12 protein-coding genes are annotated in these 22,576 nt (G+C 46.2%); 4 read left to right on the forward strand and 8 right to left on the reverse strand.

Annotation, left to right across the window (positions count from 1 at the left end):
• Positions 1–2 precede the first annotated feature (2 nt).
• The 5 genes from DF182_RS17200 to DF182_RS17220 form a co-directional block, all read right to left on the reverse strand.
• Positions 3–4,394, reverse strand: a complete 4,392-nt coding sequence (locus DF182_RS17200) for a DUF6443 domain-containing protein (protein ID WP_113617085.1) — start codon at positions 4,392–4,394, stop codon at positions 3–5.
• Between the two features lie 24 nt (positions 4,395–4,418).
• Positions 4,419–7,625, reverse strand: a complete 3,207-nt coding sequence (locus DF182_RS17205; protein WP_161964169.1) for an RHS repeat domain-containing protein — start codon at positions 7,623–7,625, stop codon at positions 4,419–4,421.
• A 102-nt stretch (positions 7,626–7,727) separates the two neighbouring features.
• A complete protein-coding gene (locus DF182_RS17210) occupies positions 7,728–8,585 on the reverse strand; it encodes a tail fiber protein (protein WP_147243461.1) in 858 nt (285 codons plus the stop codon).
• Between the two features lie 323 nt (positions 8,586–8,908).
• Positions 8,909–10,354 carry a RagB/SusD family nutrient uptake outer membrane protein gene (locus DF182_RS17215; RefSeq protein WP_113617088.1) on the reverse strand — a complete coding sequence of 482 codons (1,446 nt, stop codon included), beginning with the start codon at positions 10,352–10,354 and terminating at the stop codon, positions 8,909–8,911.
• A gap of 14 nt (positions 10,355–10,368) precedes the next feature.
• Positions 10,369–13,488, reverse strand: a complete 3,120-nt coding sequence (locus tag DF182_RS17220; protein WP_113617089.1) for a SusC/RagA family TonB-linked outer membrane protein — start codon at positions 13,486–13,488, stop codon at positions 10,369–10,371.
• A gap of 525 nt (positions 13,489–14,013) precedes the next feature.
• On the opposite strand from DF182_RS17220, the gene DF182_RS17225 reads away from it, so the two are divergent.
• Complete coding sequence (locus tag DF182_RS17225; RefSeq protein WP_113617090.1) at positions 14,014–16,725, forward strand: hypothetical protein; 2,712 nt, start codon at positions 14,014–14,016, stop codon at positions 16,723–16,725.
• Here DF182_RS17225 and DF182_RS17230 read toward each other — a convergent pair.
• Positions 16,717–17,430 (reverse strand): Crp/Fnr family transcriptional regulator, encoded by a 714-nt coding sequence (locus DF182_RS17230; protein WP_113617091.1) that lies wholly within the window; start codon positions 17,428–17,430, stop codon positions 16,717–16,719. The two genes, DF182_RS17225 and DF182_RS17230, sit on opposite strands and share 9 nt — an antisense overlap.
• Before the next feature lie 39 nt (positions 17,431–17,469).
• Here DF182_RS17230 and DF182_RS17235 point away from each other — a divergent pair, with 39 nt between their 5' ends.
• A complete protein-coding gene (locus DF182_RS17235; RefSeq protein ID WP_245957480.1) occupies positions 17,470–18,195 on the forward strand; it encodes a Crp/Fnr family transcriptional regulator in 726 nt (241 codons plus the stop codon).
• On the opposite strand, the gene DF182_RS17240 is transcribed toward DF182_RS17235, so the two are convergent.
• Positions 18,161–18,916 (reverse strand): YoaK family protein, encoded by a 756-nt coding sequence (locus DF182_RS17240; protein ID WP_113617093.1) that lies wholly within the window; start codon positions 18,914–18,916, stop codon positions 18,161–18,163. The two genes, DF182_RS17235 and DF182_RS17240, sit on opposite strands and share 35 nt — an antisense overlap.
• A 13-nt stretch (positions 18,917–18,929) precedes the next feature.
• The gene (locus DF182_RS17245) at positions 18,930–19,529 is read right to left on the reverse strand and encodes a methyltransferase domain-containing protein (protein ID WP_113617094.1); all 600 of its coding nucleotides are present in this window, start codon (positions 19,527–19,529) and stop codon (positions 18,930–18,932) included.
• 318 nt (positions 19,530–19,847) lie between these two features.
• On the opposite strand from DF182_RS17245, the gene DF182_RS17250 reads away from it, so the two are divergent.
• Together DF182_RS17250 and DF182_RS17255 are read left to right on the forward strand one after the other, a co-directional pair.
• Positions 19,848–21,050 carry a glycoside hydrolase family 27 protein gene (locus DF182_RS17250; protein WP_113617095.1) on the forward strand — a complete coding sequence of 401 codons (1,203 nt, stop codon included), beginning with the start codon at positions 19,848–19,850 and terminating at the stop codon, positions 21,048–21,050.
• Between the two features lie 9 nt (positions 21,051–21,059).
• On the forward strand, positions 21,060–22,487 hold the full coding sequence (locus DF182_RS17255) for a glucosidase family protein (RefSeq protein ID WP_113617096.1): 1,428 nt from the start codon (positions 21,060–21,062) through the stop codon (positions 22,485–22,487).
• The last annotated feature ends 89 nt before the right edge of the window (positions 22,488–22,576 follow it).

The following is a 22,576-nucleotide window of genomic DNA, read 5'->3' on the forward strand; positions in this document are numbered from 1 at the left end:
ATCTAAAATTTTGTAAACCAATTATACCTTCTGAACCAACCTACATCTGACTTAAATCCAGCTCTTAAAAAATTGTATCGATATGAATCTATAAGCGCATGTTGGACTGTATTCACCTTCCAAACATTTAGTCTGTTATTAACTAGCCAGTTAGGTATATTATATGCCCTTTGCGCCCTTTGCGTTATAAAAACATGGTGAAATTCAGTACTGACTCTTTGAACTCCAGTCGATGTAGGGATTCTGGCGAGTGTTTCTGTTCCACCTCTTGCTGCCTTGTATTGAGCAAAGGTTCTACCGCCTTGTAGCAAACTACTACCCGATTCGGCGACCTCCCCTAATACCCTTGCTCCATTTTCAATTAAGGTCCCACCTTTGCTGACTATTACACTCTCCCCGACTTTTTCAGCACCATAACCTAAATCATGTCCTATTTGATCCTTTGTCTTATTAGGAATATCTGCTACATAATTTACAGCTTGGTCTATCATGTGAGTTCTGGCATTGACAGACCCCTCATCTACATTAAAAGGTGAAAATGCTGCAATTCCATCTAAGGTGTTACCCCAACCGTCTAATGTACCTAAACTTTTCACCCATTGTTTGGTAGATCTTCCTCCTTCTTTAATTCCCTCCCAGATATTTCTCCAGAAACCGGCACCAGGCATTGTCGTATCGCCTAAAAAATCGCTATATCTAATCGGGTTGTTCTCCATAGCTGTATACGGAGATATTGCATCATTCTCTTTCGGATCAACCTGCCACCATCTTCCTATCTGAGGATCCAGATTTCTGTAAAAAGCATCATACTGATTAAGGTCTAAATCGGTTGTATGCTCTATACCATTAAACTCTCTCCGGTTCTTAGAATAATTCGTCCCCTTCAATGCGTTCGAACTAATTCCCGCCATCGTCAGCCCAAACGGATAATAATGTGTCTCTTCCAGTAATGGACCACTGATCTGGCTTACCATTAAATTATCAAAGAACAATACTTCCTGGGTTTCATTGCTCGTATATACGTACAGGTAGCCATTACGTTGAATGGGGATTTTGTCTGTAGATAAGGTCTGAAGCTGATCCGGAGCTGCTTTGACTTGTCGAACACCACTGTTGCCTTCCACTAATTTAAATTGTTCATCAAACACCACAAAATTTAAATAGGCACGAGGCCGGGAGGCTTGTGTTTTATCGGTGTTGTTATCTTTTAACTGTTGGTAATGGTTGTTATAGAAGTCTTTGTCAAAAGGGGTGAACGGGCGCTCTGTAGCAGCACTGTGTGGACCGGCCATCTGATCGCCGGGAGTAAAGGTATGGATAAGGTCAGCCAGCATAGCTTCTGCCGGCATATAAGCTGAAGATTTTTTGTCTTGGCCTGGGGATTTATAAAACGCTTTTACGCCTAATTGGATGGTATCACCTGCCATCACGTGGAGTACCAGGGAAGGGCCTATCTTCCGGCCGCCATCTGCAGCAGTGAGTTTAGCGACGGAAGCATTGGCTCCGGCGCTTTCATCTGTTGGATAGCCCGAAGGTTTGTTCACACGGGTGTTGTCGATGTTGCTGAATAATATATTCTCTTTTGCGGCGGCTCCTGTTTCCATGGTGGCGGTATACATAGAAAAGTCTGTCTGCTCCGTCAGTACAGTACGTATATTGCCCAGGTGGTCTTTAAGAAAGTAATCATAACGGAATGCAATGGGATTCCCTGCTGTCACTAAGGCTCGAATACGACCTTCTTCATGGGCAAGGAACTGTAGGGTATCATTTTGATAAACTATGCCGGCTATATAATCAGTAGTCGTGGTTTTAGAGACACCGCTACTGATATCTGTTACCTCTTTTCTCAGTTTGTTCCCTGATGCATCGTACAGGTAACGGATGGTACCCTTGTCGGGGATGGTGACGGTTTGAGGGAGATTTAAATGATTATAGGTAATTCCGGTGATGTGTTTATTGTTATCTGTGGTCAGATTACCATTCTGATCATAGCTGTAATCGGCGCTTTCATCGTTGCTGATTTCTTTGAAATCACCCAACTGGCTCTGAGGATTGTTTTTTCGGTCGGTGACGAAAGAGAGCTTATTGCTATTAATCACATAGCCGTATTTCAGGCTGTCAATGGTTTGTATCAGATTGGTGGCCATTCCCCTCTGAGTCATGTACTGGATATTACCATTGGCATCATAGGAAAGATCTTTCACGGAGAAATCAATCTGGTCATTGGTCCAGTTGCCGCTGCCGCTGTTTTGCTGGGTGAAGTCGGCCACCGTAAGTCGACTTACCGGATCATAACTATAACCATAGGAGCGGGCAATGCCATCTCCCCGGCTTTTCCATTTGGCGCCTGCGATGTTGCCATTCAGCTGATTGGTGGTAAATCCCTGATCATAGCTCAACTCTTCACCAAACCAATTGGTCGTACTACCGGCAGTATTGACATAATCCCGGTTGATGCCTTTTAGCCAGCCTTGCTGAGTATAGTCATAGGTAAGTGTTTCCATTTGCGAGGTGCTACTGGTAATGCCCAAACGTTTGGTCAGAAGACGGCTTAACTCATCGTAGGTGTTAACAGCCACCGTTTTGAGAACACTGGTATCATTGAGTCGTTTCTTTACTGAGTCTAGTCTTCCTGCCGCATCATAATGCAGCATGGTTAGCTCTCTGAGCTCGGATATGGTACCGCTGCGCTGGTTATGATGACGGAGATAGCTGCTTAACAGCTTCCCATTGAAATCATATAAATTGGTAGTGATATCCGTTCCCCCGCTCACGTTAGTGCTTAACTGCTGTATGGTCCGGCCTTTATCATCATAATACAGGGTGGTAACGATCCACTGGTCGGTGGTACCCAGTACTTTGACGCGTGTACCAGTCACTACCCCTTTGGTATAGTTACTGGCAATACTGTTGCTTACGGGATAGGGATTGCTGCCGGCTTTTGTATAGGCAGCTTCGCCGGATTGGAAAGTTTGAGCTCCCGGAAAATCATAGTTATCATAGAAGGTGTAGGTAAGTGGTACCAGATCGCCGTTGCTGATACCCGGCAAAGGGTTATTGGCGTTCACACTGACACTAGCTTGACTGGCAGTACCATCTATTTCCAGTGTAGTGGAGGCACCAGGACCAGTATCAAAACCTGCTTCTGCCGTGATACTGTTGGCAGCCACATACCTGGCTCTCCCGTCAAAAGAAGCCACCACAAGGTTTGTAATGGGAGGTACAATATGGGTAAGAGTCTGTGTTCCGCCGGAAGTGCTGTTCATACCGGTCTGCAGGGGAGCTCTGCCGGCGCTTGTATTGTACAGGGCGGTCATCACTGGTCTGTTTACCTCATCATAAAAGGTGGCCAGCCACTGGTTCTGCAGGTTACCATCTCTCGAAAATACCAACCTGTCCCTTATATCATATACCATCTCTGATGAATCTGCGTCCGGCACTTTTTTCATGATCATCCGCTTACGTTCATCGTAACGATAGAAAAAACATAAGTCTTTCACAGAAGCCGGTGCCCAGGTGCTACCCATCAGCTCTACAGCCTTAGGCGGAATCGCGCAGCGCAGATTTTCATTATCATCATACACATAATAAGTACATAACCATCCGCTAGGGCCATCAGTAGCAACTGCCGACAGGGCCACCCGCTTCAGGATCATATGACCAGCCTTGTCTGTAAAGGTTACTACCCGCTCTCCCTGTTCATTAATCGTTATGTTTTTTAACAAAGCCCCCGGCGTGTAGGCGTTGGAGGTAGCAGGAAACAGATCTCCTGCAGCGATGTGCCAGATACGGACAGCGTCTGCGGTTGTATTTACTGATACCTGCTGTTCAACAGGTTTGTTGCCACCTTCCAGAGCCCAGCTATTACCGGCCGCGTAAGTCTTTAATACCCGGTTAAGCGGCGAAGCTTCATAAGTAGTGCGGTTATAATAGATACATTCTCCGGAGCCGAGAGCATTGGCGTTATTCAAATGAAACTGTGCCTGGGCATTAAATGGATCTGTTTTGAACTTGCCGTCTCCATTGTCCGGAGAAACATAGGGCAGATAACCATATTGTACTCTTCCATAAACATCATAGATAATCGGTGTCACCAGATCTTTTCCGGAAGGACTAATGCCTTTCACGACTGTTTGCAGGGGACGGCCCAGCCCATCAAAATATTGGGTCTGTTGTTTCACCTGGTCAATACTACCGGTATTAACTACTATAGTTGGATTGGAAATCGGCATAGACGGCTCCCATGTACGGATATAATTAATTTTTGCACCTGTATAGGCTGCGGGAACAGTCACCGGTACAGCTGAGGGAATAGCACTGCCTCCGGGCTTATTCTGTGCAGAAAGGAAAACGACATGCAACAGACATGAAAACAGTATCCATAAATGACGCATACAAATTGTTTTAAGAGGTTAACGCTATTGTGTTACAGGCTGTTGATATTGGTAATCCAGCTGTTTCAGGATATTGCTGTCCTGGTCCCGGATAAGTTTCAACCTTCCCTTGCTGTCGTATTCGTAAAAAGTAATCTTTCCGGAAGGGTCTGTGGCGGAGGTCATGCCCAGCTGTGGAACATAGGTATAAGTAGTCACTAACGCAGGGGTGCCGGCAAGGCCAATGCGGATCTTGTTCAATTCTGCACGCATAGCGGCATCGGAGATATTGGTTTGCTGTATGATGACATTATTGACCAATGCGGCTACAGTGGAATAAGTACTGCCTGTTACCTTAGCCACCGGATAACTGTTGTTATATCCCCAGAGGTACACGTCCTTTGTATCACCGGTCTTATATTGCTCAGTAAGATTTCCCTTTTCATCATAAGCTGAAAAATTCGTTTCTATATAATCCTGCGGGGTATTATACTGACGGTAAACACCAGGATGAATTTTATTTCCGTTGAATAAACTGAAACTGAGTTTTCCGCCACTGGTAATTGCTGTGGCTACTGAATCCACGTTTTCCAAAGGCTGCAGATAATTTTTACCCAGTAAGGAGGCCTTCATGTTTTGTTCAGCGGGTGTGAGTCCCCATACAAAATCTGTATTGGCAGTATAAGGATAGTGGTAAGTGTTGCTTTTTATAGTACCATCGCTTTGTCCGGTCTGTACCTGCCTGAGTAACAGCTGGTCTTTATAAAGATCATAGTTATTGGTTGTAACGGTGACAAATGTACCGGCGGGGGTGAACAAGGAATCTATTTTACGATTGAGCACGTAACTGCTTACTGTAGTTTGAAAAAAATTGCAGTCGGCATTATAAGGTATTTCACTCTGATTACGAGGCCATTCCCTGTCTGTATGCCATTGATCCATAAGATCATGGTAATACGACTTAAATCTTATACCGGTTGCACCACCCGGACTTGCTGCGCCATAATCATATGTTGTCCGTTTCACAAGCGTCCCGCTCCGATTATAGAAGCGTTCACTCAACAACAAGCCCCTCGATGAGCTATTGTCAACAGGTGGAACCAGTGGAAAAGCGTCAAAGGATTCATCTGCCAGAAAACTAAAGGTTCTGTCTACCCAACCATTTCCATCTTCAATGGTCCTCACTTCAGGGTATACAACATACGATCCCCCCTGTGCTGCCAGCGGATAGTTACTGGTCGCGTGCAAAGCCAAAAACCTACCACTCATCGATCCCGGATTCTGCGACGAGATAAAATGTAGAGGAGTGCTTAACAAGCCACAGGTGTAAGTTGAGTCGGTAGAATACAGTTGATATCTATATCGTGTTGTATTGGTTTTATTGCTCACCGGATCATAGTCCCTGATTTCTTTCACCCTGACACCACCTACATTCAGATTGTTTTTATTAAAGTATCCATAGGGCGTATCAATAGAATCTGTACGTAAAGTCGATTCTACCCAACTACCGTTAATAGCTGTGAGTGAGCAGGTATTACCATATTTATATACCTCTATCCGGTAATATCCATTTTGTATATCCAGTGTCCAGGGGGATAACCCATAGAGATTATTTATCTCATAACCATACGCATCACCAGGGTAGTTAAGCTTAAATAACTTCATATGAACACTACTGCAATCATATCCGTTAGCATCTAGAAAGAGGTTTAGCAAGGCTCCTCCATCGGTGCTGTTGATGGTAAATTCGTGCACCATACAGGGGGCCGGATCATCAATATAATTAAGGAAGTCTGTCCGGGTGAATTGTTGTGTCAGCGTATAAAGATCATCCTGGTAATGTTCCCAGTTGGTTATCTGCAGCGCAGTGTTTCCTTCATATGAGAACTCCCGGTATCCACCGGTAGGGAAAATAATTTTGGTAAGTATATTGGAAGCCGCATAAGCTGGTACTGCGGAGCGGTCCGCCTGTCCCGAACCATGGTACGTTACACCTTTATACTTGTAAACATAATTGGGAAAATAGACGTAACTATTGTATTGATTATTAAAATACCCCCAATGGTCCACTGCACCAGACATTCTAGCTGGTAAATTGAAGTCCTCATTATATTCAAATTTATACACTGCACTATCTGATCCAATACCGCCAGATTCGGTAAATCCATTCAATTTGAGTCTTCTGACAGAAACATCTTCAGCTGCGCTAAAATATCCCATGTTAAAAGCTACCCGTTTTCTGAGTATCCCGTTTAAATCATACAACTCAATGCTGTTTACTTTAGGTACCCATTTATTTTCATCCATCCGGTTGGTATCTGTGTTCAACAAGATGTAGCCAGTACTCCCATCAATACGGGATAATTGGTATTCGCCAACCCTGGTTTGTACCAGGGCCCTGTCACTGCTTACATTAAAGCCGGAAATGAGATCTAGTGGTGCGACCTCCAAAAAGCCGCCAGAGAAGGTGTTGAATAGGCCTCCGGAAAGTATATAACTATACTTTAATATACTTTCCTCGTTCATATCATATACCTCAGTCAGGTACCAGCTATAAGAAGATGTCCCTTGTTTTGTATTACTCGGGTTACTAACACTTGTGTAAGTATAGTCACTTGTGTTGTAATAACTGGCTGTCTTGTTTTTATTTTTACCAAAGTAGTATTTACGTCCGTTTTCATCTGTAATGATCCAATGCCGGATGCCATTATTCGGGATACCAGCAGTATCATATTCTATTTTGATCCCTGCGTTATCAGAGATAAGAATACTGCCATCTTCCCGGAATAAAAACTTTCCACTCTTACCATTAAAATTGTAATAGAATATGTCCGGTTCCTGGTCTCGTGGAAGGATTGTGGCGTCCCATACATCTGTGAGATTGGCACAATTGAAAGCGGATGGCTTGATATAGCTTAGGCGACCATATAATCTGTCGTCTTCTATACCATTCACAGTTTGTACAATTCTACCCGCTCCATCAGAGAGACTAAAACCCTGGCCTACGCAGCCAGGCGCTTCTTCCACCCGAATGCCTCCTGTGTTGTTATATTCCAGCGATATCGCCGCTCCCAGAGAGCCGCTTTGTAAACTCATTAAAGGAAAGCTAATAGGAACCGTTCCTGTATAGTTGCCAACAGGGCGTTCCAGCACTTTAAAAATGGATGCTGCATTCGGAGAAAGCGGCTTGACCTGGGGGATATTATTCTGAAATTGTGCTGTGGTATTGAAAAACAGCATACATAGGAACATGCTGAGTACAGGGAATTTACAAAACATAACAACAATGATGTATAGGTCAGAAAATTTCGGGGATACAGGTTCGTCAACAGTTCGATTCCAAAGGTCTATGGTCTATTTGCCTACCAGAGCGCTATTTTTTTCTTTCAGGGTATTGATTTGTTTTTGCATATCAATTATGTACAGTGTCAATTCTTCTACCTTTTGTAACAATTGTTTATTAATGGCGCCAATATCCACCCCCTCTTTTTTAACTTCCTGTTCGGTCGGAATATTAGGCAGGTGTCCATTCTTCTTAATGAAGGTTTCCACATATTGTAAAGAAGGTAGATTATAATCGGTACTAAATACATAATCAGGCCATTCTGTAGCAGTAACCTTCACCCTTTGTGCGGTGATAGTTCCTGCTACCGCTAATTTCGACTGCGGGTTGAGCGTACCAATACCAACATTCCCATTGTTAGCGTTGATGATCGTATTGTTTCCTTGATTGTTAATTTGTACGGGTTTGTTTGCAAAGCTCTGTATATAGGCAAAGTTACTATCTGCTCCTAATCCCAACCTCATTCCAGCTTGTAAAACACGCAGCGCATAAGTAGTAGAAGTATTGAGATCAATCATGCTCCCATTTTGAATTTCCGCATTTCCATTAACAAGAAGTGCGTGTATACCATCATCAACAGGATTATTAATAAGCGTTCTACCACCTGTAGTTACTACTCCTCCAAGGTTATTTAAAAAGAGTGGTAAAGGTCGATTCAGGGTTCTGTCATATGCTCTTACCACACCACCTGTATCTGACTTGTATAATAGCTCGAGTCCACTTCCACTCAATGGCATCTTGTTTTGCCCGCTTATAATCAGGTAGTTATTCGTGACATTTCCACTATCTGTTACACTTTTCAAAGTTTCCTGTGCATTTACAGACATGGATAAATAAGTAAGGCAAATAAGTAGGAGTTTCCTTTTCATAGATTTTATAGATTAAGTATCAACTTACCCGGAGTATGGTTGTTTGGGATGAGCGAATTGTATGGGATTAAAATGCCAGAATGGTGGCGCGCTAGGGCCTGGGGTATCCAGCTTATTTATACTTACTAATAGGCCGTTGGACCATAAAAATAAGCACGTTTATCGAAGGTAATTAGCAGTACTGTTGTTGGATCGCAGCAATATTGGGAAAGTAAAATATGTTGCAGAAATAGGGTTGAGATGAGAGGATTGTTTAAATATGGAGCCCCATCATTAATAAATCTAGGACTTAAGTCCTGGATTTATTAATGATCCTTCATACGCTAATATCCGGGATTCTGATTGATATTTGGATTGGCGCTTGTTTCTGCTTCCGGAATCGGTTGTAATCTCCTGAAATCTGTTGTTTTCACTGTCGGATAACTGGTATATCCTTTTACGCCCATATTCTGCCGGGTTATTTCTGCGTTGGTCCTGGTGAGATCAAAGAAACGGAGCCCTTCAAAGGCCAGTTCCTTGCGTCTTTCACGGAGGATGGCATCTGTCAGTGAAGTGCCGGTATAGGTGTAGGCAATGAGTTTGTTGTCTCTGTTTTGTGCTACCTGGTTCAGATACAGCAGGGCAGTGGTTTCGTCACCGAGCCGTGCATAGGATTCGGACAGCGTTAGTAATACTTCGGCGTAACGTAAGAGCTTTATTTCGTCTTTATCGGTTTTGGCGGCATTTTGATATTTGTTGACGAAGTAGGCCTGGTAGCTACCTCTGGTACCGTCGATAATCAGTCCACGGCGTTTATCCGTTGCCGTATATAACGCATAGGTATCATCGGTCACGAGCAGGTCGCCGAGGCCACTGCGGGAATAGATGTAATCCAGGCCTTCCGGACCGTTATTGGCGGCGGCGGAGTTGTTGAGTTCAAAGATGGATTCCAGTTTATCAGTACGGGCTGCTGCGCCGCCCCAGTAGGCATTGAAGCTGGCATCATCGGTGGCAAGGGTGTAGCCGCCGTTTTTAACCACCAGCAGGGCGGCATCGCGTGCATTGGCATAGTCGCCTTTGTAAAGGTAAGCTCTTGCCTGCATCGCTTTTACGGCATACTTCGCAATGAAGTTGGAGTTGGTGGCATGGATAGAAGGTGTTACATCCGGCATGATCTTGTAGGCACTGTCGAGGTCACTGATGATCTGGTCGTATACCTGTGCTACGCTATTACGTGCCGGCGTGATAAAGGCTCCTCCTATATCGGTGGAGAGTGTGATCAGCGGAACACCATCGGCAGCAGGTTTTACGGTGTAAGGTGTAGCAAACCAGTTGACCAGATTCAGATAACACAGGGCTCTGATGGCATAGGCTTCCCCTCTCAACTGGTTTATATTGTTGTTGACATTGAGACGGGAGCCAATGATCCGGTTGGCCTGCAGGATACTGTAGTAGCTCTGTGACCACAGTAGTTTGGCTTCAGGGCTTCCGGCTACAAAAGTATAACTGTACTGGGTAAGTAGCCTGCTGGAATTGGTGCTGCTGAGATACACATTATCTGCCAGCAGATCACCGAATACCACTGCGTTTCGGCCAAACAGGAAGTAGTTGTCCAGATTGCGGTATAAGCCTGCCAGTGCTTCCATCATATCGCCGTCGGTAAGAATCCCTTTTGATACCGAAACGGAAGTAGAAGGCTCTTCATCCAGAAAACTTTTGCCACAGGAAGAGATCAGCAACATGCCGGCAAGCAGCACTGACAGGTATCTGTATTTGAATTTGTTTTTCATCTGATAAAAAAATTTTAGAATCCGACATTAATCCCGAACGTGAAAGTTTTATACTTCAGCATATTCTGGTAGTCAAAGCCTGAGTAGCTGACTTCAGGGTCAAAAGGAAGGCGGTCGTCGAAGGTTTTTGTCCATAGATTGGTACCACGTCCGTATACATACAGTTTGTTGATGCCTAGTCGTTTTGCCAGTGCTATTTTACTGAGATCATAACCTATGCTGAGATTTTGTAAGCGGATATGATCACCGCGATACAGCCGGTAGGTACTGGTGGAATTATCGGTGGTGGTGGAGTATTTGGGAACATCTGTCTGCTGGCCGGGAGTAGTCCAGCGGCGGTCATAGATGAACTGGTACTTGTTGTAGGTGTAATAGGCGCCGGAGGTAAAGTATAGATCAGACGCACCGTATACCCAGTAGCCCAGATTATAGTTGAAGTCTACGCCTACGCTGATGCCTTTGTAGGTGAACACATTGCTGAAGCCACCCACATATTTGGGGATAGACTGACGGTCGAGTACCACGTAGGCCGCTTTCGAAATATCGGTGGTAGTAGTGCCATGACTGCCATCTGTATAATACAGCGGACTTCCAGTCTGTGGATCTACACCGGCAAACTCCTTCAGGTAATAGTTATTGAAGCTGTATCCTTCTTTTAGATAAAACATGTCGTTGCGTTCCGGAGTGCCTTTGGGGAGCCGGGTGATCTCGTTTTTGTTAAGGGCCAGATTAAAATTGCTGTACCAGTTAAAGTCTTTGTATTTCAGTACATCGCCTTTAATGGTAAATTCCCAGCCTTTGTTGAGCATGGCGCCTACGTTCTGGCTTACACTGCCGAAACCGGTGGTGAGTGAGGTATTCACGGCGCGGATAAGTCCATCGATATTATTGCGGTAATAGTCTACGGTTAGTATAAAGCGGTCATTGCTAAAGCCGATATCGGCGCCGGCATCAAATTTTTTGGAGGTCTCCCAACGCAGATCGGTATTACCGATGATGGAGTACTGGCTGCCATTGTAGCCGGCGTAACTGTAGCTGCTGCTGTAGTTGATTTGTGGCATCCAGTCGTAGTTGCCGAGGTTGGCGTTGCCGGTGGTGCCATAGGATGATCTGAGTTTGAGTGAGGAAAGGATATGTTGTTGCTGGAAGAATCCTTCTTCGTGTACATTCCAGGTGCCGCCTACAGAGTAGAAGCTGGCGTTGCGATTATTGCTGGGAAACCGGGAAGAGCCATCTCTGCGGAAGGAGGCGTTGAGTGCATATTTATTCCGGTAGTTAATGCCAGCATTGGAATACAGCGAGGTGAAAGCGTAGTTGCTGTACTGGCCATAGGCGCCTACGGCAGTAGCTGCGTTGCTGAGGGCTGTCAGGTCTTCATGGGCAGATGGAAAACCGTTGCCTACGGCTGCCAGCAGGTATTTTTTGGATTTCTGGGCTTCATAACCAACAGAAGCGGTCACATAAAAATTATCATATCCGGGTATATTGTAACGGTAGTCCAGCTGGTTGCGGGTGAGCCAGTTGAAATAACGGGAGTAATAGTTTTTGCTGGTACCGCCGGCGGAAACGCCATCACCCATGACCGGGTTCAGGAAAATAGTTTCCTCAAGTGTATTGTAGTCCACGCTGAAATAGCTGGTATAGGTAAGCTGGTCCCATATATTCCATTTCAGTTTGGTGTTGCCTAGTACTCTTGTTTCAGAGAGGCGTTTGCTGTCGTTTTTAGCGATCCATAAAGGATTGTATACGCCCGGGAAGTTAGTGTTGCCACTCAGGCTGGTGTTGATAGAGCCGTCGTCGTTATAGGCCAGCTGAAAGGGTCTTAATACGCGGGCGGCATAGGTAGGATTACCGGAGTATTGTGTGCTGTACGGTGTGTTCTGGTCTACGTTAGACACGTTGATACCTGCAGACAGCAGGAAACGTTTATTGATCTGATGGTCGAAGTTGATCAGGCCGGAGATTCTTTTGAAATCGGCGCCGATGGTGGTGGCCTGCTGATCGAAGTATCCGGCGGAGGCAAACAGTTTGGTTTTTTCGGTACCGCTGTTGACACTTACATTGTATTGTTGTTGACGTCCATTGCGGGTTACGAGGTCGTACCAGTTGTTGCTTTTGCCACTGTTTAAACCGTATTTGTCAGCGAGGTCTTTTACCTGGGCATCGGTATAACCGGAATTGGTGAGGCCTTCTCTGAACAGTTCTGCGTATTGATTGGCGTTGAGGGGCTGACCTGCATGCGGCAATCCTATAGGGCTGGAAGTACCTGCTTCGGCGTCTGCTCTGACCTGTGTTTTGCCGAAGCGTCCTCTTTTGGTGGTGATCACAATAACGCCGGTGCTGCCGCGGGAGCCATAGAGAGCAGTGGCGGCGGCATCTTTCAGTACATCGATGCTTTCAATATCGTTTTGATTGATGCCGGCAAGTGCGTTGGAGGTGGTAACGGTACCTGATAATGCGCCGGAGTTGACAATCATACCATCTACCACAATCAGTGGATCTGATGACAGGGACAGTGATCCCAGGCCACGGATACGGATGTTGACGTTGGCGCCGGGTTGCCCGCTGGTCAGCGGAGCCGATATGCCGGCTACTTTTCCCTGCAGGGACTGCATAAAGGAGGAGAAAGGTTTGTTTTCGAGTGCACTTCCGCTGATGGTGCCGATAGCACTGGTATTGGCGGCTCTGGTGGTGGTACGGTAACCGTCTGTTACCACTACTTCATCCAGCAGGCGTATGCCAGGCCTGAGTCGTACATTGACAGTGCTGTTGCCTGCTTTTATTTCCTGGGGAAGATAACCCATCATGCTGAAGAGCAGGACAGCGCCACGGGGTACCTGTTTAAACTGATAATGGCCTCCTGCGTCTGTAGTGGTAGCTTGTGAGGTGCCGGATACTTTTATGAGTACGCCCGGCATGGGAGTGCCGCTGCTGTCTGTGACGATACCGCTTACGCTCACTGTGTCGGATAAATTGCGGAAGGTATTACCGGCAGCGGATGTCCGGAGGTTGCACAGGAAAAGGAAAAACAGAGCCAGCGTGGCCATCAGCGGCCATCTCGGAGTACCAGGTTTGCGGATGCTTCCGGGGAGCAAGGCATAGATATGACCCCTGGCATGGATGTTAAAAACCATATGTTTTAATTACAGGTTAAAAATAGAATACCCGGGACCGGATATACCGGCCCTTATGTTGGTTGCTTAGGTCTGTGGTTGTACCGGCATGCCTTTCCCGCGATCAATGTTCACATAAAAATCCTGTATCAGTTTTTTGCTGATGATAACATGAAATTCAATATTGCTGGTATGACGGATGTTTAAATCGGCAGCCAGAGAGGATGCCGGTTTTGTTGGTTGATAAATTTGATAATTTCCCCGCTGGCCAGGAAAATGCTCCGGTGCTTTGCAGGATCGTATTAATTTATTTGTATACGAATATACATTTATTTTGTATACAAAAAATTAAATTTTGAAAAAGGAATGGTAACAGTAGTCTTTCCTGTTTGTTTATTGAAAAAGCTAAAATGATAAAATAAGTCCCTGTTTATGGGAAATGTTTACTTGATTTATGTTGTTTTGTTTACAAAATGTATCTATAATTGTGGTCGGCTTTGGCCGACCGTTTATCTGTGAATGTAATTATCAACCAGCATGTGCACCATGAAAAATTGCAGCCGATCAGCCTTTTCCCTGTTGTTATTACTGCTAACCCTCACCAGCCTGGCACAACAGCAACAATGGGATGCTGATAAAGCAGCTGTCAATTCCAAAACCACCGAAATCATCAAAGGCCCCGGTAACATCAGATGGGCCACGCTGAAAAAAAATACGCCAAATGATCCTTCTACCCCCGACCTGACCTTTACAATAAACATCCCACGGGAAGGTACCTACGAAATAACCACCGTAGCCACCACCGAACAAAACATGGACACCCTCATAAAACAAGGGAAAGTACCTGGCATACTTCTGAAAATACAGGTCAACCAACAACGGCCTACACAACGCATCGTATTCGATTCCTGGAACCACGGCTCCCAGACTGCCGGTAAATTCGACCTGAAAGGAAAACAACAGAAAATCAGCATATGGCTTCCAAAAGGTATCCGCCTGCAATCCATCGGTCTTAAAACATATACGCCCCCCGCAGTACCCGCCGCCGCCCAACAGTATAAACCTTCCATCATCCCGCCGGCAGCAAGACCCCGCTTATGGCTAAACGAAAAGTCCTTGCCCATTGTCAGAGCCCGGCTCAATACCGGCGATAACCAACCTGCCTGGAATAAAGTAAAAGAAGCAGCCCTCCGGCCTTTTCCCTTTGCCTACAATCCCCAACAGGAAATATTTTACAACGAAGCCGCAGAGAAAGCTGCCGAAATGAAAGCTTTCTACTACCTCATGACCAGCGACAAAAACATAGGAAGGGAAGCAGTGCAGCTCATGATACACTACCTCACCATGCTGGAATTCGGCAATGTAAAATATGGTGATATCACCCGCGAAATAGGCCGTGCCATCTATACCGGCGCATTGGTATACGACTGGTGTTATGATCTGCTCAGCAGCGGGGAAAAACAAATACTGTATCAAAACATGATGCGGCTGGCCCGGGAAATGGAAATAGGCTGGCCCCCCTTCGATAACAGCGCCATCAATGGTCATGGCAACGAAGCACAGGTCAACCGCGACCTGCTGGCCATGAGCATCGCCATATATGACGAAGATCCGTTGCCCTATCAGTATACTTCCTACATCATCCTGGAGCAGCTCGTACCCATGCGCCGGTTTGAATATACCTCGCCCAGACACAACCAGGGCGTGGATTACGGCGCTTATCGCTTCGGATGGGAAATGCACGCCGCCTGGCTTTTTTACCGCATGACCGGACAAACCGTATTTGATGATAACATCAAAAACCTGCCTTCCTGGTGGCTGTATATGCGCCTGCCGGATGGCACCATGTTGCACGATGGAGATATGTTCAGTGTAAGGGCCCATCGCCGGCCCGGCTACTGGAAACAGCCGCAGACCATGCTTCTCAGCTATGCTTATGCCAATGATCCGCTGATAAAGGGAGAATTTGAAAGAGAAGGTGGTCTGCCCGACAACCCCGTGTTATTCCTGCTGGTGAACGATCCTGCGCTGAAAGCAGATACCAGCCTGCAATCACTTCCACTCACCCGGGACTTTGGTCCGGTGATAGGTGGCATGATCGCCCGCACCGGATGGAACAATGCTCCCGGCAGCAATGATGTGATCGCTCAGATAAAAGGAGGGGGCTATCATTTTGGTAATCACCAACATGCCGACGCAGGCAACCTACAGATATATTATCACGGCATGCAGGTAGGAGATATTGGCCTGTATCTGTCTTACGGTACCCCCTACGATTTTAATTTCAATAAACGCTCTGTTTCTCATAGCATGATGCTGGCCAGAGATCCTGCAGAACCGCTGCTGTTCCGGACGACAGCCAATGATGGTGGTTCCCGTTTTAACCAGCGTTTTCCGGTTACCCCGCAGGAAACGATCTCCGATCCATGGTTTAACTACGGTACTGTGTTGTCTGCAGCTTACGGCCCCTCCGCCCAAACGCCGGACTACAGCTATTTTATGGCTGATCTGACTGCAGCCTATACGAATAAGATGAGCAATTATACGCGTGGTTGCTGTTTCCTGTCGCTTGGCAGAGAAGACGTGCCGGCAGTCATCATCCTCACCGATGATATGACTACCACCCAATCTTCCTTTAAAAAATACTGGCAGATCAATACACTGAAAAAACCACTGCCTACACCAACAGGTTTCCAGCTCCATAATGAAGTAGATAACGTAACCGGCTATACGTATGTGGACATGCTCTTGCCATCAGCCAACAAACGCAAGGTTGTAATCCTGGGTGGAGACAGTGCTGCCAGCACGTTTGGGACGCCCTATGCTGTTAATACAGCTAATCCTGAAGCAAATGGATATCGTATCATGGTATCTCCCGGGAAAGAAAATAAACGGGACCGCTTCCTGACAGTTTTTCAAATGGCGCAGCAAGGAGCTGCTCCATTGCCGGTACACTTTTATGAAACAGCGCAGTGTTATGTGATCTCTCTGGCCGACCGCTTGGTGGTGATGCCCCTCGGCGCCCATATGATAGATAGTACCTTGCAGCTCCCCATTCCCGGCGCCGGGCCCTGTGAGGTAGTACTGAACGGCATGACACCTGGCTTTTGGAATATAAAAGGAAAGAATAATACGGTGGATATCAATGTTAATATTATCCCCGGCAAAAACACCTGTACTTTCCAGGCTGCTGCAGGAGAGGAATACAGCATTTCGCCCGGCCGCTCTTATGAAGGAAAGCAGATGAAGTTACCCTAATGTCTGGCCGGAGACAGCCACCAATTGTTTGATATCGGTGATACAAATCTTTTTGCCGTGTGTAGTCAGTATGCCGGCTGCTTTAAAGGATGAGAGCAGTCTGGCTACATTCTCAATGCCGGTACCTACCATATTGGCCAGGTCACTGCGTGAAACCTGCACCAGGATATCTTCTCCGGGAGCTGTCTCATCTTTGAACTTCTCCCGTAAAACAATCAGCGTAATGGCAAGTCGTTCTTTGACGGTGCGTTGGGTAAAGGCAGAGATGGTGTTGGATAGTACAGTAAATTCGTGGCTCAGTGTTTTCAGCAGTCTGCGTGCCAGTACGCGGGAGCTGCTCAGCAGCTGCAGAAAATCTTCTCTGGGAATGAGGGCAATCACACTGTCTTCGATGGCTGCCGCAGAATCCGGATAGATACCGCCGGCCAGCAGCGTATGATAACCCACCAGTTCACCGGTATTAGCAACATAGATGATCTGCTCCTTACCTGTTCCGTCTGCCCGGTATTTTTTTACTTTTCCTTTTTTTATGTAGAAGATATTGGTAGCGATTACTCCTTCCCTGAAAACTACTTCCCCTTTATGATAACGCAGGTCTGTCATCCGGGAGCAGAGAAACATGTATTCCTCTTCCGGAAGACCAGTTAAAATAGACTGTGATTTGAAATTCCATTTGTCAATGGGAAAAAGGCCTGCCAAACTCATCTGTAGTGGATATGATCAAAGGTAACTTTTAATTTTAAAATGCTAGTTTTGGGCGCTATGAGCATCCGGGACATCTTTCCAATAGACAAATGGAATTTCAGGAGCGAATCGGTGCTCACCGATCTGCCGCCGGAGGTGTATGAACTGCTGATGGCTCACCGGGAAGAAAGGAAATATAGAAAGAATGAAATCCTCTTCCGGGAAGGTGCTTTCCCTTCGGGCATTTTTTATATTGTCAGCGGGAAAGTGAAAAAATACAAGGCAGACAAGGATGGCCGGGAACAGATTGTTTACCTGGCCCATAGTGGCCAGCTGCTGGGTTATCATGCTGTGCTCTCAGAGGAGCGTTATCCGGACACCGCTGCTGCTATAGAAGACAGTACCATCGCATTTATCTCCAAAGAAGACTTCCTGCGTGCACTCGATCATTCTCCTTTATTCACCACCAGATTGCTGACTGCGCTTAGTCACGAGTTTGCTGTATTGGTTAATAACCTGACCATGTTTGCACAAAAAACAGTCAGGGAAAGGTTGGCGTTGCAGTTGATTATTGTCGGGGAAAAGTTCAGAATAGCAGGAGAAGAGGGGATGCCGGTAATCATTGATCTGAGCAGGGAAGACCTGGCCAACCTGGTAGGTACCGCCAGGGAAAATGTAATAAGAGTGCTGAAGGAATTCAAAAAAGAAGGGTTACTCGAAACCCGTGGAAGGAAAATTATTATCAGCGATATCAACCGGCTGGTGGATATTGCAGGGCAGCCATAGTACGGCGGACCTTATACATCATCTTCAGCATCCGGATGCGAAACAGATCGTAAAAAACAGTTATCACCAATACGCTGGCCGGCAGATAAAAAGTAGCGTAATGTAGCCGCAGAAAAGCATAACCTCCAACGATACCACCTGCCAGAAAAAAGAAAATAATCACCAGACGCAGGGTCACCTTTTTGCGGATATCTGTCTGATGGTGTTGTCGTGTGGATAACAATGTGTACAGATCAATGCCCAGATCGGTGAACATTCCTGTCAGATGCGTGGTGCGCACCACATAGCCGGAGATGGCCGATACCAGCGCGTTTTGCATGCCCATGGCAAAAAGAAGACTCCCCGCAAAAAATTCTGTTTTAACGATACTGTGATCAAAAGTATGCCCCAGGCTACCTACCATGATGAGGATGCTGATTTCACAGAGTATAGGAATCACATACCGCCATCTTTTAAAACGCCCTGTTTTATTGACACAGTAACTGGAGAAAAATGCACCCACCAGAAATAACAGTAACCATAAACCTACCATACGGGCGGCCCGGAAGTCGCCTGTAGCAAGCTTCTGGGCCAGCAACGCTGCATGTCCGGTGACATTGGTGGTCAGTACGGCAAAGGCGAAAAGCCCTGCCGCATTGACCATGCCGGCCGTGAAACATAACAGTATGGCCAGTCGTAGGTTGTGTCTGTAATTTCTTTTTTTTCCCGTATGGCGTAACATAGGGTCAACATTTTCAGGGTCTTTTGATCCACATCTTTAAAAGGAAATCCACACTGGCATCTACCAGCTGGTATTCAGGTGGTAGCTCATCTTCCATACTGTGAAAGGTGACAACACGTGTTCCCGCAGGCTTATATAACAGCCCCTGAAACATCTGCCGGCAGTAGTAATGATACAGGCTGGCAGAATATTCCATAGTATGATCAATATGTCCTTCGTCTGCCAGGTTTTCGAAGAAAGCATTGTAAAAATAGAAATGATCAAAATCGTCAAAATCTATCTGAGTGAAATTACCATTGATAAAATGCACATTCTCCAAACCGGTATGTTGTTGGGCTGCCTGTGCAAAATGATGTAACTCCCTCCGTTGTTCGATACCATAAAAAGTGGCCTCCGGATAATGATGGCCGCCTATCAAACAGAATTTACCGACGCCACTGCCTACGTCCAGTATTTTTTTTCCTTCGCCTCCGGCCAGAAACCTTGCTGATTTCCGGGCTACTTCTACCGGCGTCCAGTGACGCTTGGACAGCCGCTGTATCCGCTCCGGATATAACCAGTCAAAAGCTGCATCATTAACAGACCACACAGGTCTCACTGTAATATCTTCCATGTTTGGATGCAAAGATAGCAGTAGTGGCTTTCTGCAGTGGTGATACTTTTCAATAAAAAAATTGCAAAAGATCACTTTATCGGAGACTGGGGGCAGTTAATATTGGATAAGAAGAAGATAATTTCTACAAATGCAACCCATTGATTAACACCTAAATTTAAAACCTGAAAAAAATCAACCTTAATACTAACCGCATCACTGGCTGGTTTCATAGGAAGCCGGTCCCGGACATCGGCCTGAAGGCTTCCCGGGCTGTTCCGTCAGGGAAAAGCCATTAATAGTTGCAGGAATTAAATACGTAAATCATCTTCATAAAATATGAAAAAACTGCTGATAGGCATGCTGGCATTGGCGATGGCCAATATCGCTGCTGCACAGAAATTTGAAGGGCTGGCCCCTACACCACCGATGGGCTGGAACAGCTGGAATACTTTTCAGACTGCCATCAATGAAAAAATGATCATGGAAATGGCGGATGTACTGGTTTCCTCCGGTATGAAAGACGCCGGTTACAACTACCTGGTCCTCGATGACGGCTGGATGACCATGGAGCGGGATAGCCTTGGAAACCTCGTCCCTGACCCAAAGAAATTTCCACATGGCCTTAAAGCGGTAGTCGATTATGTGCATGCGAAAGGACTGAAGTTCGGTATGTATAACTGTGCCGGTACTTTAACCTGCGCCAAATATCCGGGCACACGTGGGTATGAATATCAGGATGCCCGCAACTATGCGGCATGGGACATTGACTACCTGAAATATGACTGGTGCAATACCCATGGCATCAACGCTAAAGAAGCCTATACGACCATGAGCAACGCCCTGCGTAAAGCCGGCCGCCCTATGATTTTCAGTATCTGCGAATGGGGTGTCAACAAGCCCTGGGAATGGGGCGCCCCTGTAGGTCAGCTCTGGCGCACCACGGAAGACATCTACCAGGTGTTCGACTCTGTACATAGCCACGGCACCTGGGATGCGCTGAGCGTTATGCGTATTGCCGATCTCCAGGATTCCCTGCGCCGCTACGCCGGTCCTGATCACTGGAATGATCCGGATATGCTGGAAGTAGGCAATGGGATGACCTATGCAGAAGACAAGACCCATTTCTCTCTCTGGGCCATGATGGCCGCTCCGCTGATGGCTGGCAATGATATCCGCAAAATGACAAAGGAAACAAAAGAGATCCTTACAAATAAAGATATCATCGCCATCGACCAGGACCCGCTGGGGATACAGGGATTTAAATATTCAGATAAAGACAGTCTGCAGATATGGTTCAAACCATTACAGCATGGCGACTGGGCTGTTTGTTTTCTGAACAGAAGCAGTCATGATGCAGCTGTCAGCTTCAATTGGAAACAAACACCTGTAGTAGACAATGTCTTTCATCACACTTTAAATACAAACATTCAATACACCCTGTACAACGTATGGACAGGTAAAAATGAAGGCACTACAAAGAAACCTTTCAGCGCTACCATAAAACCACATGATGTAGTGATGTTCAGATTAAAGCAATAGCAAAGACGAATGAAAAACCACTTACTGGCCCTGTGGATCACCTGTTGCAGCATCGCAGCACAGGCGCAGGGCCCCACTTTTACCACCACCGATACCGCCATGCAACAGGCCAGTAACTGGGCCTTCCAAATGGTACAACATTACAGGGGCAATCCAGCTGATCCCATAGGACCCTGGTATGAAGCGGCCCTGCCATCCCGCAACGCTTTTTGTATGCGCGATGTGGCACATCAAACTATCGGCGCCTCCATCTGCGGCCTGGACAAGGAAAACCGGAACATGCTGACAGCCTTCGCCCGGAATATTGCCGCCAGCAGAGACTGGTGCTCTTTCTGGGAAATCAACAAATACGGAAAACCTGCACCGGAAGACTATAGAAACGATAAAGAATTCTGGTATAACCTGAATGCCAACTTTGATATCATCTTCGCCTGCTGGAAACTGTATAACTGGACAGGCGATAAACGCTACATAGAAGAACCGGTGTTTGTCAATTTCTTTGAGAAAACCGTTCAGGAATACATCCATCAATGGACCCTGCAGGCAGATTCCCTGTTGACACGTCCGCTGCATCCCAATGCCCCGGCATCTTTCAACAACGCTGATTATTTCCATCGCTGCCGCGGCCTGGCATCCTATGTGGAAAACGTACCAGACCTGAAAGCAGGCGTAGACCTGATCGCCACCATTTACCGGGGATTGCTCTCGTATTCATCTATCTTGAGTTTACAAGGAAACACTACCAAAGCCGCTCTGTATAAACAGATGGCAGAACACTACCGGGAAAAAATCGATCAAAACTGGTGGAATGAAAAAGCTGCTCGTTATTATACCTGGTATGATGGCGCTGGTCAGTTCGGGACCGGTGAAGGTGAAATGTTCTTGCTCTGGTTCGATGCGCTGAAAGATACCGCCAGAAGCCGTCATACAATCACCCATCTTGTTTCCAATCCCTGGAATGTGGAAACTACATCCTATCTTCCTGTCATACTGTATAAACAGGGCTACTGGCAAAAAGCCGCTGATTATATCCTGCAACTTGCAGATAAAGCCACGCCCAGAAGAGAATATCCCGAAGTATCCTTTGGCGTAGTGGAAGGCATCGTCAGCGGGCTAATGGGAGTAGAGCCGGATGCGTCCCACCAGCGTATCACAACGCTATACCGCGGCGCCACAGGAAACAATACCACCCTGGATGGCCTCCGGGTGCTAAACACGACCATAATGGTCAACCATGCTGATAAGAAAACCATCTTCCACAACAAGGGAAAACAACCTCTGTTATGGAGAGCTGCCTTTGCAGGTAACTATGATAAAATTATCCTGCATAAGACAGCTAGACGCGCCAGTCATCGGAAAGACAATAGTGGGAACATGATTTCATATATTGACGTTAAAGTAGAAGCAGGAGAGAAGGTGGAAGCAGATGTGAATTGAGCCCGGTATTAACTTTTGCATATTAACGACTTAACTAATTCTCTTTATAAATGGGCAGCTCCAAAGCCAGATAAGTCTTTGGAGCTGCC

The organism is Chitinophaga flava (assembly GCF_003308995.1).
Lineage (GTDB): Bacteria > Bacteroidota > Bacteroidia > Chitinophagales > Chitinophagaceae > Chitinophaga > Chitinophaga flava.

Coding starts and splice junctions, on each gene's coding strand:
- DF182_RS17200 (WP_113617085.1), bottom strand. CDS start 4,394: ATGCGTCATTTATGGATACTGTTTTCATGTCTGTTGCATGTCGTTTTC.
- DF182_RS17205 (WP_161964169.1), bottom strand. CDS start 7,625: ATGTTCCTATGTATGCTGTTTTTCAATACCACAGCACAATTTCAGAAT.
- DF182_RS17210 (WP_147243461.1), bottom strand. CDS start 8,585: ATGAAAAGGAAACTCCTACTTATTTGCCTTACTTATTTATCCATGTCT.
- DF182_RS17215 (WP_113617088.1), bottom strand. CDS start 10,354: ATGAAAAACAAATTCAAATACAGATACCTGTCAGTGCTGCTTGCCGGC.
- DF182_RS17220 (WP_113617089.1), bottom strand. CDS start 13,488: ATGGTTTTTAACATCCATGCCAGGGGTCATATCTATGCCTTGCTCCCC.
- DF182_RS17225 (WP_113617090.1), top strand. CDS start 14,014: ATGAAAAATTGCAGCCGATCAGCCTTTTCCCTGTTGTTATTACTGCTA.
- DF182_RS17230 (WP_113617091.1), bottom strand. CDS start 17,430: ATGAGTTTGGCAGGCCTTTTTCCCATTGACAAATGGAATTTCAAATCA.
- DF182_RS17235 (WP_245957480.1), top strand. CDS start 17,470: ATGCTAGTTTTGGGCGCTATGAGCATCCGGGACATCTTTCCAATAGAC.
- DF182_RS17240 (WP_113617093.1), bottom strand. CDS start 18,916: ATGTTACGCCATACGGGAAAAAAAAGAAATTACAGACACAACCTACGA.
- DF182_RS17245 (WP_113617094.1), bottom strand. CDS start 19,529: ATGGAAGATATTACAGTGAGACCTGTGTGGTCTGTTAATGATGCAGCT.
- DF182_RS17250 (WP_113617095.1), top strand. CDS start 19,848: ATGAAAAAACTGCTGATAGGCATGCTGGCATTGGCGATGGCCAATATC.
- DF182_RS17255 (WP_113617096.1), top strand. CDS start 21,060: ATGAAAAACCACTTACTGGCCCTGTGGATCACCTGTTGCAGCATCGCA.